Genomic DNA, 16,877 nt, shown 5'->3' on the forward strand with positions numbered 1-16,877 from the left:
TCCGCCAGCTTCAGCTCGACATAGGTCGGGCGGCCGTGGTTGCACTGGCCCGAGTGGGGGGTGGCCTCCATCTGGCGCAGCAGGGCGTTCATCTCGGTGGCGTTCAGAACCCGTCCGGAGCGGACACTGCCATGACAGGCCATGGTCCCGCACACCTCGCCCAGACGTTCCGACAGGGCCAGGGCCGCGCCGTGTTCGCTCAGGTCGTCGGCGATGTCTCGGATCAGCCCCTGAACGTCGCAGTCGCCCAGCAGCGCCGGCGTCTCGCGCACCAGAACCGCGCCGCCGCCGAAGGGTTCGACGATCAGGCCCAGGGCCGCCAGTTCGTCGGCGCGGGCCAGGACGCGATCCGCCTCGGCCGGGTCCAGATCGACCACCTCGGGCGTCAGCAGGGCCTGGCGGACAACGGCGCCCTCGGCCATCTGGGCCTTCATCCGCTCATAGACCAGCCGTTCGTGGGCCGCGTGCTGATCGACCACCACGATGCCGTCGCGGGTCTGCGCTACGATATAGGTTCCGTGCACCTGGGCTCGCGCGGCGCCCAGGGGGAAGGCGACCGGGTCGGGCGGCGGCGCCACGGCGGCGTGGTCGGGCCAGGGGGCGATCTGGGCCGCGACGTCCTCGACCCGCGCCGACCGCTCGTGCAGGCCTGGCAGGACGTCATTGACCGCCGCGACCGGCCGGTCCCAGCCGGTCCAGCCGCTGAACCCCTGGGCCGAGGGGGATGACGGGCTGAACGCCTGCGGTCCCGCATGGGCCGTGAACCCCACCAGGGCGTCGGCCGCCACGGTGGTCGAGGCGCGGTGGCCGGCGGCGGCCAGGGCGTGGCGCAAGGCCCCGACGATCAGGCCGCGCACCAGGGCCGGATCGCGGAACCGCACCTCGGCCTTGGCCGGGTGGACGTTCACATCCACGAACAGGGGGTCGATATCCAGGAACAGCACCGCCGCCGGATGCCGGTCGCGGGCCAGGAAGTCGGCGTAGGCGCCGCGCAGCGCCCCTTGCAGCAGCCGATCCTTCACCGGGCGGCCGTTGACGAACAGATACTGGTGCGCCGCATTGCCGCGCGAATAGGTCGGCAGACCCGCATAGCCGGACAGGCGCACCCCGTCGCGCTCCTGGTCGATCAGCAGGGCGTTGGCCTCGAAATCGCGACCCAGCAGGGCCGACAGACGCTTCAGCCGCCCCTCGGGGCCGGGGTGTTCGGCCGGAAGGCGCAGGGTCGTCTTGCCGTCCAGGTCCAGGGTGAAGGCCACGGCCTCGTGCGCCATGGCCTGGCGCTTGATCTCCTCCGAAATGGCCATGGCCTCGGCGCGGGCCGACTTCATGAATTTTAGCCGCGCGGGGGTGGCGTAGAACAGGTCTCGCACCTCGACCCGCGCGCCATGCGGGCCGGGGAAGGCGGCCGGGGCGACCGGCCGCTGGTCGCCGCCCTCGACCGTGACGGCATGGGCGGCTTCTCCCGCGCTGCGGGCGGTGATGGTCAGGCGGGCGACCGAGCCGATCGAGGGCAGGGCCTCGCCTCGGAAGCCCAGGGTGTGGATGCGCAGCAGATCGACATCGCCCGCATCGTCGGGCGCCAGTTTCGACGTGGCGTGACGTTCGACCGCCAGCGGCAGTTCATCGACCGGAATCCCCTTGCCGTCGTCGGCGATCAGGATGCGCGACAGGCCCCCGCCGTCGGCCTGGATCTCGACGCGCGCGGCGCCGGCGTCCAGGGCGTTTTCGACCAGTTCCTTGACGGCGCTGGCCGGGCGTTCGACCACCTCGCCGGCGGCGATGCGGTTGACGGTCTCGGGCGGGAGGCGACGGATGGGCATGGGATTCGTCAGCCTATCACGCTTCACCCCTATCGGCTGTCCTGTCAGGTCTTGGGCGCGGCCTTCTTCTTCGCCGCCGGCTTCTTGGCGGCGGGCTTCTTGGCCGCCGGGATCTTGGCCGCAGCCTTCTTGGCGGGGGCCTTCTTCTTGGGCGCGGCGGCGGCCTTGGCGGCCAGCAGCGGCAGGGCGGCCTCCAGGGTCATGTCCTCGGGCGTCGTGCCGCGCGGCAGGGTGGCGTTGACCTTGGCCCATTTGACATAGGGACCGAACCGGCCGGCCATGACATGCACGGGGGCGCCGTCCTCGGGGTGGACGCCCAGGTCTTTCAGCGGCGCCGTCGCGGCTCCGCGCCCGCCCGCCCGCCCGGCGCGTTTTTCCGCCAGCAGGGCCACGGCGCGGTTCAGGCCGACCTCGAAAACCTCATCAATATCCGACACATTGGCGTAGGTGCCGTCATGCAGGATGAAGGGGCCATAGCGCCCCAGACCCGCCGTGATCGGCTTGCCGTCCTCCGGGTGCGGCCCCACCAGACGGGGCAGCGACAGCAGGCGCAGCGCCTTGTCCAGGTCCAGCGACGCGGGCGACCAGCCCTTGGGCAGGGACGACCGTTTCGGCTTGTCGCCGTCACCGGCGGTTTCGACATAGGGGCCGAAGCGGCCGATCTTCAGGCTGACCGGCTGGCCGGTGGCCGGGTCGATCCCCAGTTCGCGATCCGAACCCGCGTCCTCGCCGCCCGCGCTCTCGCCGAACCCGCGCGTATAGCGGCACTCGGGATAGTTGGAGCAGCCGATGAAGGACGACTTCATCTTGAAGCTGGCCTTCAGATGCAGCCGCCCGGTTCCGCAGGCGGGGCAGCGGCGCGGGTCCGACCCATCCGGCTTGGGCGGGAACAGGAAGGGGCCGATGGCCTCGTCCAGTTCGTCGATCACCCCCTGGCGGGCGGTGACGGTTTCCGTGGCGGGCTTCAGCTGGCCCCAGAATTTGCGCAGCAGCACCTTCCAGTCCAGGTCGCCGGCCGACACTTCGTCCAGTTCGCCCTCCAGGGCGGCGGTGAAGTCGTATTCGACCCACTGGGCGAAGAACTGTTCCAGGAAGGCGGTGACCAGGCGGCCGGTGTCTTCCGGGATGAACCGGTTCTTGTCCATGCGGACATAGTTGCGGTCGCGCAGGGTGGTCAGGATCGAGGCGTAGGTGGACGGGCGCCCGATGCCCAGCTCCTCCAGCTTCTTGACCAGGGTCGCCTCGGAATAGCGGGGGGGCGGCTCGGTGAAATGCTGGTCGGCGCGCACGGCGTCGACCTTGGCCGTCGCGCCTTCCTTCAGCGCGGGCAGGCGGGTGGTGTCGTCCTCGTCGTCCTCGGCGCCGCTCTTGGGCTTGTCGTCGCGCCCCTCTTCATAGACGGCGATGAAGCCGTCGAAGGCGACGACCTGGCCGGTGGCGCGCAAGGCCGTCTGGCCGTCGGCGGTCTCGATCTCGACCGTGGTGCGGTCCAGGCGGGCGTTCTCCATCTGGGACGCGACCATGCGCTTCCAGATCAGCTCGTACAGCCGCTGAAGGTCGGCATCCAGGCGCACGGTGTCGGGATGGCGCGCGATGTCGGTGGGCCGGATCGCTTCGTGTGCTTCCTGAGCATTCTTGGCCTTCGCCTTGTAATATTTGGGTTCGGCCGGGACATAGGCCGGACCGAACCGGTCGCCGATCACCTCGCGCGCCTGGGCGATGCCTTCGGGGCTGACCGAGACACCGTCGGTCCGCATATAGGTGATCAGGCCGCCCGAGCCGTCGACGCCCTCATACAGTTTCTGGGCCGCCTGCATGGTGCGCTGGGCGGTGAAGCCCAGCTTGCGCGCGGCCTCCTGTTGCAGGGTCGAGGTGGTGAAGGGCGGCGAGGGCGAACGCTTGACCGGCTTCTTCTCGATGGAGCGGATCGTCAGCGGGCTGGCCTGGATGGCGGCGCGGGCGGCCTGGGCCGTGGCCTCGTCCTTGATGTCCAGACGCTGGACCCGCTTGCCGGCGTGCTTGACCAGACGGGCGGTGAACGGCGGGCTGTCGGCGGTCAGATCGGCCTCGACCGACCAGTATTCCTGGGGCCGGAACCGTTCGATCTCCAGTTCGCGGTCCACGACGATGCGCAGGGCCACCGACTGGACCCGACCGGCCGAGCGCGCGCCCGGCAGCTTGCGCCACAGCACCGGCGACAGGGTGAAGCCGACCAGATAGTCCAGCGCCCGCCGCGCCAAATAGGCCTCGACCAGCTCCATATCCAGGTCACGCGGCGCCGCCATGGCGTCCAGCACGGCCGATTTGGTGATGGCGTTGAAGGTGACGCGCTGGACGTCCGTGTCCTTCAGCGCCTTCTTCTTGGTCAGGACCTCCAGAACGTGCCAGCTGATGGCCTCGCCCTCGCGATCCGGGTCGGTGGCCAGGATGACGCGGTCGGCGCGCTTGGCCGCCTCGGCGATCTCGGACATCCGCTTGGAGGCCTTGGCGTCCACCTCCCACTGCATGGCGAAGTCGTCGTCGGGCAGGACCGAGCCATCCTTGGACGGCAGGTCGCGGATGTGGCCGTATGAGGCCAGCACCTCATAGTCGGACCCGAGGTATTTATTGATGGTCTTGGCCTTGGCCGGGCTTTCGACGATGACGAGATTCATGAGCGTGGCGGTTCCCGGAAGAGGGCGGGGAACGTGGTCGGCGCGGCCTGTCCTGTCAATCGGGGGGAACAGAGATGGTCGGGCGGGGTTGAATTGAGTGCTTGTGCGTATCGCATAGGTTGTGTGTAGTGCGGGGGCCAGGAGGAGATTCACAATGCCCCAGTCAACGCCGCTGGACGCTGAAACCGACGATACAGGTCAGCAGCAGGCGGAGCGCCCGCCGCCGCATGAGGCCGCAGGCGCAGACGACTATCCCGTGCGCGAATATATCGGGGCCATGGCGTTGGAGCTGGCTCAGATGGCGCGGTGGGATGGGGACGAGACCCTGGGGTGCGCTCTGGACGTTGCCGCCAGACTGGCCGCCGAGCCCGCCCAGCGGCCCGCTGCGGTCCAGGTGGACACCGGTCCCAGAAAGCGCACCACACGATCCTGACGCGCTGACGCAGGCGGATCACAAGGACGCCAGACCGCCCGGCAGCAGGGTGGCGCGGCCACTCAGGTCCAGCTCCAGCAAGGCGGCGGCCACGACCGCGACCGGCAGGTTCAGCGCCCGCGCCAGTTCATCGCGCGGCGTCGGCGTCGGCGACAGCAGGGCGGCCACGCGATCCAGAAGCTGCGGCTCGATCTCGCTCGGCGCGTCGCGGAACGGATCATCGACGGCCGGTTCACGCAGGGTGCGCAGGGTGGAAAAGGCGCGTTCCACATCCTCAAGGCCTTCGCACAGGATGGCGCCGTTGCGGATCAGTTCGTTCGGCCCGCGCGAGCGGGGGTCCAGCGGCGATCCCGGCACGGCGAAGACATCGCGCCCCTGTTCCGCCGCCAGTCGGGCGGTGATCAGCGACCCGGACCGGATCTCGGCCTCGACCACGATCACGCCGCGCGACAGGCCCGAGATGATGCGGTTGCGGCGGGGAAAGTCGCGCGCCTGGGCCCGGGCGCCGACGGGGCTTTCCGAGACGATGCAGCCTTCGGCGCGGATGCGGTCATAAAGGCCGGCGTTGTCGGGCGGATAGACGTCGTCGATCCCGCCGCCCAGCACGGCGACGGTCCCGGTGGGCAGCGACCCTTCGTGCGCCGCCGTGTCGATGCCGCGCGCCAGGCCCGACACGATCACATGGCCCGCCTGGCCCAACTGCTGCGCCAGCCCGCGCGCGATCCTTTGTCCGCCGGCCGAGGCGACGCGGGCGCCGACGACCGCGACGGGCGAGGGGCGGGACAGCAGGCCCGCGTCGCCCAGGGTCCACAGCACCGGCGGCGGCGGATCGACGGCGGCCAGCATGGGCGGATAGGCGTCGTCGCCCCGCACGATCAACTGCGCGCCGATCTGCTGGCCTGCCGCCATTTCGGCCTCGATGGCCTGGACGGGCGGCGGGACCGAGGGGCCGCCGGCGCGCCGCACCAGGCCGGGCAGGGCGTCCAGAGCGCCCTGGGCCGAGCCATAGCGTTTCAGAAGCTGGTCGAAGGCGACCGGGCCGATGCGTTCGGTGCGGGCCAGCCGCAGTCGGGCGAAACGCTCGGCCGGGGCCAGGCTCACGCCGCCTTGGCCCCGATCCGCGGCTCGGTCCCCTTCAGCAGACGACCGATATTCTCATGGTGCCGAACCCAGATCAGCAGAGCGGCGAAGGCGGCCAAAAGGGTGATCGGCAGGGGCGTCGGTAGGCCCAGCACGGCGATGGGCAGAAGCGACAGCACCGGCGTGGCGGCCGCGGCGACAAGGGCCGACAGGGACGACATGCGGAACAGAGCGGCGGTCACCAGCCAGATTGCGGCCGCGACGAGGCCCAGCGGCCACCAGGCGGCGATCATCAGGCCGAAGAAGGTGGCCACCCCCTTGCCGCCCTTGAAGCCCAGCCAGACGGGGAACAGATGGCCCAGAAAGGCCGCCCCGCCCGCCAGGGCCGCCGCCCCGTCATTGTCGAACAGCCAGCGCGCGATCAGCAGGGCCGCCGCCCCCTTGCCCGCATCCAGCAGCAGGGTGGCCAGGGCCAGATCCTTGCGCCCGGTGCGCAGCACATTGGTGGCGCCGATATTGCCCGAACCGATCTTGCGCACATCCCCGGCGCCCGCCGCGCGGGTCAGGATCACGCCGAAGGGGATGGAGCCCAGCAGATAGCCGCCGACCGCCGTAAGGCCCAACGTCGTCATGGCCGGCGCGACCAGATCCTGCACCCTTCAGCCCCCCTGAATCGTCTGGTGGTGGTTTAGCACGTCAGTCGTGCCCGAACACCTGTCGCCCGCCGACCCAGGTCGCCATGACCCGGCCCTGAAGGCGGCGGGCGTCGAAGGGGGTGTTTTTGGACTTGGACCGCAGGGTCGCCGCGTCGATCACCACCGGCGCCGAAGGATCGAACAGCACCAGATCGGCCGGGGCGTCGGTGGCCAGAACCCCGGCCTCCAGCCCCAGCAGGGCCGCCGGGCCGTGCGTCAGGGGCCGCAGCACCTCCAGCAGGTCCAGACCGTGTTCGTGATGCAGGCCAAGGGCGGCGGGCAGCAGGGTCTCCAGCCCCACGGCGCCGGGCGCGGCCTGGGCGAACGGGCGGCGCTTGTCCTCGGCTGGGGCAGGCGCGTGGGCGGATGTGATCACGTCGATCAGGCCGTCGCGCACGGCCTGGATCAGGGCCTGCCGGTCGCCCTCGGGCCGCAGCGGCGGGTCCAGGCGGCAGAAGGTGCGATAGTCGCCGATGTCCACCTCGTTGAAGCAGAGGTGGTTGATCGACACGCTGGCGGCGATCTCAAGCCCCCGCGCGCGGGCGCGGGCCAGGGTCTCCAGCGCGCCCTCGGTCGAGATCTGATCGACCAGGAACCGCACGCCGGTCTGTTCGACCAGGGCCAGGTCGCGCTCCAGCCCGATACGCTCGGCCACCGCCGGCACGCCCGACAGGCCCAGGCGCGTGGCCAGTTCGCCCGAGGCGGCCACACCGCCCTCGGCTAGCCACGGATCGGCGGGGCGACAGGCGATCAGGGCGTTGAAGGCGGTGGCGTAGCTCATCACCTGCATCAGGGTGCGGCTGTTGCGGATGACCCGGTCGCCATCGGTGAAATAGAGCGCGCCCGCCTCGTCCATCAGGCCGATCTCGGCCATGCGTTCGCCGCCCAGCGCCTTGGTCGCGGTCCCGGCGGCGCGGATGTTGACCAGGCCCAGAGCCGCGCCGCGCCGCTGGATGAAGTCGATCATGGCCGGGTCGTCGATGGCCGGGTCGGTGTCGGGCTGGATGACCAGTGTAGTCACGCCCCCCGCCGCGGCCGACAGGGCGGCGGACTTCAGCGTCTCTTTCGGCTCGGCGCCCGGCTCTCCGGTCCGCACGCGAATGTCGATCAGGCCGGGCGCCAGGCACAGGCCGTCGGCGTCCAGGGTTTCGACGCCGGAGGGCGCGCCGCCCCCACCGCGCGTGACATCGACGATGCGGCCGTCCTCGATCAGGACGGAGCCGGGGCCGTCATAGTCGGAGGCGGGGTCCAGCAGGCGGGCGTTGATGATGGCGAAGGCGGTCATCGCAAATCCTCCCACATCGGGGGAGGGGAACCATGCGCAGCATGGTGGAGGGGGCTGACCCAGACAGCGGCGCGTGGGGCTGGCCCCCTCCACCGCTTCGCGGTCCCCCTCCCCCGTCGGGGGAGGATCATTGCGGGCCTCCTCTGCGTTCGGACAGGGCGGCCAGCACCGCCATGCGCGCGGCCACGCCCATTTCGACCTGGTCTTGGATCAGCGAGACGGCCGGGTCGTCGGCGACGTCGGAATCGATTTCGACCCCCCGGTTCATAGGGCCGGGGTGCATGACCCTGGCGCCCGGCGCGGCCCAGGCCAGCTTTTCGCGGTCCAGGCCCCAGAAGCGGAAATATTCGCGGGTCGAAGGCGCCAGGGCGCCGTCCATCCGCTCCATCTGCAACCGCAGCATCATGACCACGTCGGCGCCGTCCAGCCCTTCCTTCATGTCGTGGAAGACCGCCACGCCCCAGCGGTCGGCGTCGCCCGGCACCAGGGTCGGCGGCCCGATCAGCCGCACCTCGGCGCCCATCATGGTCAGAAGGGCGATGTTGGACCGCGCCACCCGGCTGTGGGCGATGTCGCCGCAGATGGCGACCGTCAGCCCGCCGACATCCCCGAACGCCCGACGCAGGGTCAGCAGGTCCAGCAGGGCCTGGGTCGGATGCTCGTGCCGCCCGTCGCCGGCGTTGACGACCGAACAGCCGACCTTCTGGCTCAGCAGGGCCGCCGCGCCCGAGGCGCCGTGCCGGATCACCAGCACGTCCGGCTTCATGGCGTTCAGGGTCACGGCCGTGTCGATCAGGGTCTCGCCCTTCTTCACCGAACTGGCGGCGACCGGCATGGTCACGACGTCGGCGCCCAGCCGCTTGGCCGCGATCTCAAACGACGAGGAGGTGCGGGTCGAGTTCTCGAAGAACAGATTGACCACCGTGCGCCCGGCCATCAGGTCCAGCGCCTTGGCCGACTGGCGGTTGAAGTCCACGAAGGCGTCCGCCAGATCCAGCAGGGCCAGGGCCGCCGGTGGATTCAGGTCGGTCGCCGACAGGAAATGATCGCGCGGAAAGGGCAGCAGTCGCTGCCGGATGGTGTCGGTGACATCGGCCTGGGTCATCGAGACGCCGCTATAGGCCGCGCCGTCGTTTTGCGCCAGCCATTCACAGATAGCCGAACAGCCACAGCAGCAGCGGCATGGTGAACAGCGCCCCCACGGTGGTGAAGGCCACGACCGAGGCCATCAGCGGCGCATCCCCGCCCATCTGGCGCGCCAGCACGTATGACGCCGCCGCCCCCGGCGCCGCGCCGGCCAGCAGCACGATCCCCATGGCCGTCCGATCCGCCCCCAGCAGATGCGCGAACCCGACCATGACCAGCGGCAGGACCAGCAGCTTGATCGCCGTCACGGCCCCCACGGTGAACGGCCGCCCGGCCGCGTCGCGGAAGCTCAGACCCGCCCCGGCCACGATCAGGCCCAGCACGATGGCCGCCCCGCCCAGCATGGACGCCGGCTGGACCAGGGGCGCGGGCATGGCCACGCCTGTCAGGTTCAGAGCCGTGCCGATGACGCACGACCAGATGATCGGATTGATCCACAGCGACCGGCCCACCGCGCGCCAGCCGCCGCCCTGGCCTGAGCCCCATTTCGACAGCACCAGCACGCACACCACATTGATCGATGGGATCAGCGACCCCAGGGCCACCGCCGCCAGGCCCACCGCCTCCGGCCCGAACAGGGCCGCCGCCACCGGGATGAAGACAAAGCCGTTCCAGCGGATCACCCCTTGGAACACGCTGGTGTAGGCCGGGCCGTCCAGCCGCAGCAGCGGCCGGATCAGGAACGCCGCCAACGCCATGGTCATGGCCCCCGCCAGGGTCGCCAGCCCGACCACACCGGCCGCCCCGCCGGTGAAGTCCGCCTGCCAGATGCCGGGGATCAGAAAGGCGGGATAGAAGACGAAATAGGTCAGGCGCTCGACCGGCTTCCAGGCGTCGCCGGTCAGGAAGCCTGACGCCTTCAGCCCCCAGCCCAGGGCGATCATCAGAAAGACCGGCAAGAAGCCGTCGATCAGAGCGCTCATTCGATCCAGGTCGCCTGATCGCGCACCCGGTCCAGCGCGCCCTGCAGAATCCAGGCGGCGGCGGTGCGGTCCACCACATCGGCGCGGCGTTTGCGGCTCAGGTCCAGTTCGTCGATCAGGAAGCGTTCGACCGCCGTGGTCGACAGACGCTCGTCCCAGAAGGCGATATTGACGGGGCGGATCCGCTCCAGATTGCGGGCGAAGGCGCGGCACGACTGGGCGCGCGGCCCCTCTGTCCCGTCCATATTGACCGGCAGGCCGATGACCAGGGCGCTGGCGCCGCGCTGGTCCATCAGTTTGAACAGCTGCTGTGCGTCGGGCGTGAACTTGGTCTTGCGGATCAGCGTCAGCGGGCTGGCGATCATCCGCGTGGCGTCGGAAACGGCCACGCCAATAGTGGTCTCGCCCAGGTCCAGCCCCAGCCAGGGCGTTCCGGGCGGGCAGGCGGCGGGCAGGTCGGTGAGAGACAGAACGGACACAAGACTGCGGTAGGTCTGGCGCAAGGCCGTGTCCAGAGGCAGGATGGGCCGTTCGACTTGAGGAGGTTGGCTGATGGCGCGTCCCCTTGTGTTCGTTTGCACCCTTCTGGCGCTCAGCGCCTGTGACGCCCAGGTCGAAAGCCGCCGACAGGTGGCCATGGGCGGATCGTCCGGTTCGGCGCCCGAACAGGTCGCGGCCCTGACGCCCACGGCGGCGCCCCAGACCCTGGCGCCCGAAAGCACGGCCGCGATCCAGACCGCGGCCTCGGTGACCGAGGTGACGCCGCTGGAGGGCCAGAACGCCAAACTGTTCGGCACGGCCGGCGGCGATCCGGCCATGAACGGGCTTTACACCTATGTCGCCTTCTTCATCGACGCGGCCCAGGGCTGGCGGGTGTTCCGCATCGGTGACTTCCTGGACTATCGCGTGCTGCGCGCCGCCCCCGGCGTGGTCGATCTGGAAGTCCAGGAAAGCGTCATGGACCCCGAGACCCAGCGGATCGGCAGCCAGAAACGCCGCCTGATCCTGGCCTGGAAGACGGGCGAAGACGGCGCGGCGCCCCAGGCGGTGACCCTGGCCCCGGCGTCCTGAGGCGCCTGCGGGCGGCCGACGCCTTGTGAAAGCCCGGCGGGGCGGCTAATCCCGCCTCTTTCCCCTTTCGCGCATCCGGAGGGCCGCATGGCCATCGACGCCGCGACGGTGAGGCGCGTCGCCCACCTCGCCCGCATCAAGACCCCCGAGGATCGGCTGGAGCCCCTGGCCGCCGAGCTGAACGGCATCCTGAACTGGATCGAACAGCTGGACGAGGTGGACGTGCAGGGCGTCGAGCCGATGACCTCGAACGTCGCCGCGCGCCTGAAGATGCGGGCCGATGTGGTCACCGACGGCGACAAGGTGGCCGATGTGCTGTCGAACGCGCCCAAGTCCGCTGACGGCTTCTTCGTCGTGCCCAAGGTGGTCGAATAGTCATGAGCGACCTGACCCAACTGACGCTGACCGAAGCGGTCGACGGCCTGAAGGCCAAGACGTTTTCCTCTGAAGAGATCACCCGCGCCTTCCTGGGCCGGATCGAGGCCGCCAACCCGGCCCTGAACGCCTATGTCGCGGTCACCGCCGACAAGGCGATGGCGATGGCGAAGGCGTCCGACGCCAAACTGGCGACAGGGCAGGGCGGGGCGCTGGAAGGCGCACCGCTGGGGATCAAGGACCTGTTCTGCACCGAGGGGGTTCAGACGGCGGCCGGGTCCAACATGCTGCGCGGCTTTGTTCCGCCCTATGAATCCACCGTCACCGCCAATCTGTGGCGCGATGGGGCGGTGATGCTGGGCAAGCTGAACATGGACGAGTTCGCCATGGGCTCGTCCAACGAGACCTCGGCTTTTGGTCCGGTGAAGAACCCCTGGAAATCCAACGCCTCCAACGCCGAGTTGACGCCGGGCGGATCGTCGGGCGGTTCGGCCAGCGCGGTCGCCGCCGACCTGTGCCTGGCGGCCACGGCGTCCGACACCGGCGGATCGATCCGCCAGCCGGCGGCCTTTACCGGCACGGTCGGGATCAAGCCCACCTATGGCCGGGCCAGCCGGTTCGGCATGGTGGCCTTCGCCAGTTCGCTGGACCAGGCGGGGCCGATCACCAAAAACGTCGCCGACGCGGCCCTGATGCTGCGGTCCATGTGCAGCTATGACGCCAAGGACGCCACCAGCCTGGACATCGAAACCCCCGACTGGACCCAGTCGGTCAGCCAGGGGGTCAAGGGGCTGCGCATCGGCGTGCCGCGCGAATATGTGGTGGACGGCATGCCGGCCGAGATTCAGGCCCTGTGGGATCGCGGCGTCGAATGGCTGAAGGCCGCCGGCTGCGAGATCGTCGAGATCAGCCTGCCGCACACCAAATACGCCCTGCCGACCTATTATATCGTGGCCCCCGCCGAGGCGTCGTCGAACCTGGCGCGGTACGACGGCATGCGCTTCGGCCATCGGGCCGAAAAGGCGTCCAGCCTGAACGACCTGTATGAGACCAGCCGGGCCGAAGGCTTCGGCAAGGAGGTCCAGCGCCGCCTGACCATCGGGGCCTATGTGCTGTCGGCCGGCTTCTATGACGCCTTCTACGTCAAGGCGCTGAAGGTGCGCCGCCGCATCGCCCAGGATTTCGACAATGTCTGGGACCAGGTGGACGCCGTGCTGACGCCGTCCACGCCGTCGGCGGCCTTTGCGCTGGGGGACAAGCAGATCGACCCGGTGACGATGTATCTGAACGACGTCTTCACGGTGACCGCCAACCTGGCCGGCCTGCCGGGGATTTCGGTGCCGGCGGGCGTCGATTCCGGCGGCCTGCCGCTGGGCCTTCAGGTCATCGGCAAGGCGCTTGACGAAGCCACCGTCTTTCGCGTCGGCAAGGCGCTGGAAGACGCGGCCGGGTTCACGGGCAAGGCCGAGCCTTGGTGGTGATCGCCCCGCATTGACGCGCGGCGGCGATGGGCGTCTGATCTTCGACCGGACAAGACGGTTGGAGCGCGCGCCGTGGGTCAGCGGACGCCGGGCGGCCATGGCAGCCTGATCAAACAGGTTCTGGACGACGGGGACGGGCCGGCGCGCTCGGCCCTGGCGGCGTCGTGGCGGCGGTCCATGACCCTGCATGGCCTGGACCCCGAAGACCGTGGCCGGGCCGAAAGCCTGAGCGACAACCAGCTGCGTCAGGCGCGCGAGGCGATGGAGCCGATGATGCGGGCGGCCGACGCCGCGCTGGATCGGCTGTTCCTGGCGGTCGGGGATGCGGGGTGCTGTGTCCTGCTGTGCGACGCGCAAGGGGTGCCGGTGGACCGGCGCGGCGCGGCGGCCGATGACGAGACCTTCCGCCGCTGGGGCCTGTGGCCGGGCGCCGTCTGGTCCGAGGCGGTCGAGGGCACCAACGCCATCGGCACAGCCCTGACCGAAAAACGGCCCCTGACCATCCATCGGGACCAGCATTTCCACAGCCGCAATACGGGCCTCAGCTGCATCAGCCATCCGTTGCACGACCCCTGGGGGCGGCTGGTGGGGGTGCTGGACGTGTCGTCGGCGCGGGCCGACCACGCCACCGAGCTGATGCTGGGCCTGATCGCCGCCACCGTGGCCGATGCGGCCCGCACCATCGAGGCCCAGGCCTTTCGCCAGGCGTTCAGCGAGGCGCGCATCGTCCTGGCGGGAGAGGGGGCGGACCGGAATGCGGCCTCCCTGCTGGCGGTGGATCGCGACGATCTGGTGGTCGGCGCCACGCGCGCGGCGCGCCTGGCCCTGGCCATCACCGACGAACGGATCGCCGGGCAACTTGCGGCGTCGGAGGTGCTGAACGCCGGCTCGGCCGAGGCCGATCTGCTGGAGGCCGAGCGCGGGGCGGTGCGACGCGCCCTGGCGCTGAACGGCGGCAATGTCTCGGCGGCGGCGCGGGCGCTGGGCGTCAGCCGCGCGACCCTGCACCGCAAGCTGAACCGGCTGGACCTCAGCCACGACGGCTGAACCCGTTGCAGGGCAGGTGTCGCAATCCTGAGACAGGTGTGCGCCGCACCATGGCGCGGACGGCTGGCGCATCGGCCGGTGCGGGCTGAGCTTCCATTCCGAGACGTCGGGTTCGCCGGCGCCGCAGGAAACGACAGGAGGCCCAGCCGTGACCAAGCCCGAATTCATCCGCGCCGTGACGCCCAAGTTCAAGGCGCGCTACGACAACTACATCGGCGGCGCCTGGGCCGCGCCCAAGGCCGGAAAATACTTCGAGAACAGTTCGCCGGTGAACGGCCGCGTCCTGTGCGAGATCGCCCGTTCCGACGCCGACGACATCGAGGCGGCCCTGGACGCCGCCCACGCCGCCAAGGACGCCTGGGGCCGCACCAGCGTGACCCAGCGCGCCATCCTGCTGAACCGCATCGCCGATGTGATGGAGGCCAATCTCCAGACCCTGGCCGAGGCCGAGACCTGGGACAACGGCAAGCCGCTGCGCGAAACCCTGGCGGCCGACATTCCGCTGGCGGTCGATCACTTCCGCTATTTCGCCGCCTGCATCCGCGCCCAGGAGGGCGGGATCGGCGAGCTGGACCAGGACATGGTCGCCTATCATTTCCACGAACCGCTGGGCGTGGTGGGCCAGATCATTCCGTGGAACTTCCCCATCCTGATGGCGGCGTGGAAGCTGGCGCCCGCCCTGGCGGCGGGGAACTGCGTCGTTCTGAAGCCGGCAGAACAGACCCCGGCGTCGATCCTGGTGCTGGCCGAACTGATCGACGGCATCCTGCCGCCGGGCGTGCTGAACATCGTCAACGGCTTCGGGCTGGAGGCGGGCAAGCCGCTGGCCAGCAATCCGCGCATCGCCAAGATCGCTTTCACCGGCGAAACGACGACCGGCCGGCTGATCATGCAATACGCCAGTCAGAACCTGATCCCGGTGACGCTGGAGTTGGGCGGCAAGAGCCCGAACATCTTCTTCAAGGATGTGATGGACGCCGACGACGCCTTCTTCGACAAGGCGCTGGAAGGCTTCGCCATGTTCGCCCTGAACCAGGGCGAGGTCTGCACCTGCCCCAGCCGGGCCCTGATCCACGAAGACATCTATGAGGCCTTCATCGAACGGGCCATCAAGCGCGTCGAGGCCATCACCCAGGGCGATCCGCTGGACCCGTCGACCATGATCGGCGCCCAGGCGTCGTCGGAGCAGAAGGAGAAGATCCTGTCCTATCTGGACATCGGCCGCCAGGAAGGCGCCGAGGTTCTGACGGGCGGCGCGGCGGCCGAACTGCCGGGTGACTTGGCCGGCGGCTACTACATCAAGCCGACCGTGCTGAAGGGCCACAACAAGATGCGGGTCTTCCAGGAGGAGATCTTCGGCCCGGTCGTGTCGGTCACCACCTTCAAGACCGACGAAGAGGCGCTGCAGATCGCCAATGACACCCTGTACGGCCTGGGCGCCGGGGTGTGGACCCGCGACGTCAACCGCGCCTATCGCTTCGGCCGCGGCATCCAGGCGGGCCGGGTGTGGACCAACTGCTATCACGCCTATCCGGCGGGTGCGTCCTTCGGCGGCTACAAGCAGTCGGGCATCGGCCGCGAGAACCACCGCATGATGCTGGACCACTATCAGCAGACCAAGAACATGCTGGTCAGCTACAGCCCCAACAAGCTGGGCTTCTTCTGAGGACTCCTCCCCGGGGCGGGGCGGTTTCGGTCTCGGCCGGGCCGCCCCAAAACGGAGCAAACGCATGACGGTGACCTTCACCCCGGCCGCGCGTGACCTGCTGGCGGAGATCGTGGCCGATCACGGGCCGGTGCTGTTTCACCAGTCGGGCGGCTGCTGCGACGGGTCCAGCCCCATGTGTTATGCGGTGGGCGATTTCATCGTCGGCGACCGCGACGTGAAGCTGGGCGAGATCGACGGCGCGCCCTTCTATATTTCCGAAAGTCAGGCCGCCGCCTGGGCGCACACCGATCTGACCATCGACGTGGCGCCGGGGCGCGGCGGCATGTTCAGCCTGGATAACGGGCGGGAGCGGCGCTTCCTGGTGCGGTCGACGCTGTGCGCCGTCCCGCCCGTCGAAGGCCAGGTTTAAGCGGCCGGCAGTTTCTTCAGGTCCTCGTCGATGGCGGCGATGATCTCAGGCGTGATGGCGCCCTGGGACATGGGGGCGACCTGGGCCAGGGTCATGTTCTCGAACTGGGGCCGGGCCGGATGGTCGCCGATGCCGGGCAGGTGCTTTTCCACCACGGCGCGGGTTTCGGCATTGGCCAGCAGCGCCTTGATCGAGCTGGTGATCGTGGGCCGGGCGGCAGCCGGGGCCGGTGTATCGGTCGAGGGCGCCGGCGGCGTCGGAGCGGGCGTCTGGGCGGCGGCGGCGCCGGCGGCGGCGCACGCCAGCACGGCCAGGGAGGCGGCGAGGGATCGGATCATGGGTTTTCTCCTGCGGGAGGCTTGAGAGAACACCAGCGGTGGATGGGGTTCAATGGCGAAGTGGAAAGCCGTGAAATTGCGCCCTGACGGCTTTCCTCGCGCCGCGCCTGGGGCTATCGCACAGTCATGACCGACACCGCCAAAACCATCAAAGGTCGCACTGGCGACTGGGAAATCGTCATGGGGCTGGAGATCCACGCCCAGGTGGCGTCGAAATCCAAGCTGTTCTCCGGCGCCGCCGTCGGCTTCGGGGCCGGGCCGAACGAGCAGGTGTCGCTGGTGGACGCGGGCTTCCCCGGCATGCTGCCGACGCTGAACGCCTATTGCGTCGAACAGGCGGTGCGCACCGGCCTGGGCCTGCGGGCGCAGATCAACCGGATCAGCCAGTTCGACCGCAAGAACTATTTCTATCCCGACCTGCCCACCGGCTATCAGATCAGCCAGCTGTATC

At 69.7% G+C, this 16,877-nt stretch carries 16 protein-coding genes and 1 pseudogene; 8 read left to right on the forward strand and 9 right to left on the reverse strand.

Annotated elements, in window-relative coordinates:
* Together mutL and topA are read right to left on the reverse strand one after the other, a co-directional pair.
* The coding region (mutL, locus tag Q0581_RS05380; protein ID WP_298698309.1) for a DNA mismatch repair endonuclease MutL at positions 1-1,820 on the reverse strand (1,820 nt) is incomplete at its 3' end.
* Positions 1,821-1,864: 44 nt separating this feature from the next.
* Positions 1,865-4,474 (reverse strand): type I DNA topoisomerase, encoded by a 2,610-nt coding sequence (gene topA / locus Q0581_RS05385; protein WP_298698310.1) that lies wholly within the window; start codon positions 4,472-4,474, stop codon positions 1,865-1,867.
* Between the two features lie 154 nt (positions 4,475-4,628).
* Between topA and Q0581_RS05390 the strand changes: the two genes are divergently transcribed.
* Entirely contained in the window at positions 4,629-4,907 is a 279-nt protein-coding gene (locus tag Q0581_RS05390) for a hypothetical protein (RefSeq protein WP_298698311.1), read from the forward strand.
* Positions 4,908-4,925: 18 nt separating this feature from the next.
* Here Q0581_RS05390 and dprA read toward each other — a convergent pair whose 3' ends face one another.
* The 6 genes from dprA to ruvX form a co-directional block, all read right to left on the reverse strand.
* Positions 4,926-6,008 (reverse strand): DNA-processing protein DprA, encoded by a 1,083-nt coding sequence (gene dprA, locus Q0581_RS05395; protein WP_298698313.1) that lies wholly within the window; start codon positions 6,006-6,008, stop codon positions 4,926-4,928.
* The gene (gene plsY / locus Q0581_RS05400; RefSeq protein ID WP_298698315.1) at positions 6,005-6,643 is read right to left on the reverse strand and encodes a glycerol-3-phosphate 1-O-acyltransferase PlsY; all 639 of its coding nucleotides are present in this window, start codon (positions 6,641-6,643) and stop codon (positions 6,005-6,007) included. Before plsY ends, dprA begins: the two co-directional genes overlap by 4 nt.
* A 40-nt stretch (positions 6,644-6,683) precedes the next feature.
* Complete coding sequence (gene pyrC / locus Q0581_RS05405) at positions 6,684-7,967, reverse strand: dihydroorotase (protein ID WP_298698317.1); 1,284 nt, start codon at positions 7,965-7,967, stop codon at positions 6,684-6,686.
* Between the two features lie 127 nt (positions 7,968-8,094).
* Positions 8,095-9,072, reverse strand: a complete 978-nt coding sequence (locus Q0581_RS05410) for an aspartate carbamoyltransferase catalytic subunit (RefSeq protein ID WP_298698320.1) — start codon at positions 9,070-9,072, stop codon at positions 8,095-8,097.
* A 43-nt stretch (positions 9,073-9,115) separates the two neighbouring features.
* Positions 9,116-10,036 carry an AEC family transporter gene (locus tag Q0581_RS05415; protein ID WP_298698321.1) on the reverse strand — a complete coding sequence of 307 codons (921 nt, stop codon included), beginning with the start codon at positions 10,034-10,036 and terminating at the stop codon, positions 9,116-9,118.
* Entirely contained in the window at positions 10,033-10,515 is a 483-nt protein-coding gene (gene ruvX, locus Q0581_RS05420) for a Holliday junction resolvase RuvX (protein ID WP_298698336.1), read from the reverse strand. The genes Q0581_RS05415 and ruvX overlap by 4 nt, the downstream gene beginning before the upstream one ends.
* A 73-nt stretch (positions 10,516-10,588) precedes the next feature.
* On the opposite strand from ruvX, the gene Q0581_RS05425 reads away from it, so the two are divergent.
* From Q0581_RS05425 to Q0581_RS05450, 6 genes are all read left to right on the forward strand, one after another.
* Complete coding sequence (locus tag Q0581_RS05425) at positions 10,589-11,107, forward strand: hypothetical protein (RefSeq protein ID WP_298698322.1); 519 nt, start codon at positions 10,589-10,591, stop codon at positions 11,105-11,107.
* A gap of 87 nt (positions 11,108-11,194) precedes the next feature.
* Positions 11,195-11,482: an Asp-tRNA(Asn)/Glu-tRNA(Gln) amidotransferase subunit GatC gene (gene gatC, locus Q0581_RS05430; RefSeq protein WP_298698324.1), complete on the forward strand. Its 288-nt coding sequence runs from the start codon at positions 11,195-11,197 to the stop codon at positions 11,480-11,482.
* Between the two features lie 2 nt (positions 11,483-11,484).
* On the forward strand, positions 11,485-12,963 hold the full coding sequence (gene gatA / locus Q0581_RS05435; protein WP_298698326.1) for an Asp-tRNA(Asn)/Glu-tRNA(Gln) amidotransferase subunit GatA: 1,479 nt from the start codon (positions 11,485-11,487) through the stop codon (positions 12,961-12,963).
* 72 nt (positions 12,964-13,035) lie between these two features.
* On the forward strand, positions 13,036-14,010 hold the full coding sequence (locus tag Q0581_RS05440; protein ID WP_298698328.1) for a GAF domain-containing protein: 975 nt from the start codon (positions 13,036-13,038) through the stop codon (positions 14,008-14,010).
* 148 nt (positions 14,011-14,158) lie between these two features.
* Positions 14,159-15,676 carry an aldehyde dehydrogenase gene (gene adh / locus Q0581_RS05445; RefSeq protein ID WP_298698330.1) on the forward strand — a complete coding sequence of 506 codons (1,518 nt, stop codon included), beginning with the start codon at positions 14,159-14,161 and terminating at the stop codon, positions 15,674-15,676.
* A 64-nt stretch (positions 15,677-15,740) separates the two neighbouring features.
* On the forward strand, positions 15,741-16,088 hold the full coding sequence (locus tag Q0581_RS05450) for a DUF779 domain-containing protein (RefSeq protein WP_298698332.1): 348 nt from the start codon (positions 15,741-15,743) through the stop codon (positions 16,086-16,088).
* Here Q0581_RS05450 and Q0581_RS05455 read toward each other — a convergent pair.
* Positions 16,085-16,426, reverse strand: a complete 342-nt coding sequence (locus Q0581_RS05455) for a hypothetical protein (protein ID WP_298698334.1) — start codon at positions 16,424-16,426, stop codon at positions 16,085-16,087. The genes Q0581_RS05450 and Q0581_RS05455 overlap by 4 nt on opposite strands.
* A gap of 126 nt (positions 16,427-16,552) precedes the next feature.
* Between Q0581_RS05455 and gatB the strand changes: the two are divergent.
* A pseudogene (gene gatB / locus Q0581_RS05460) lies at positions 16,553-16,877 on the forward strand (Asp-tRNA(Asn)/Glu-tRNA(Gln) amidotransferase GatCAB subunit B); the annotation flags it as partial.

Origin of the sequence: uncultured Brevundimonas sp., from assembly GCF_937863155.1 — a bacterium.
Taxonomy (GTDB): Bacteria; Pseudomonadota; Alphaproteobacteria; order Caulobacterales; family Caulobacteraceae; genus Brevundimonas.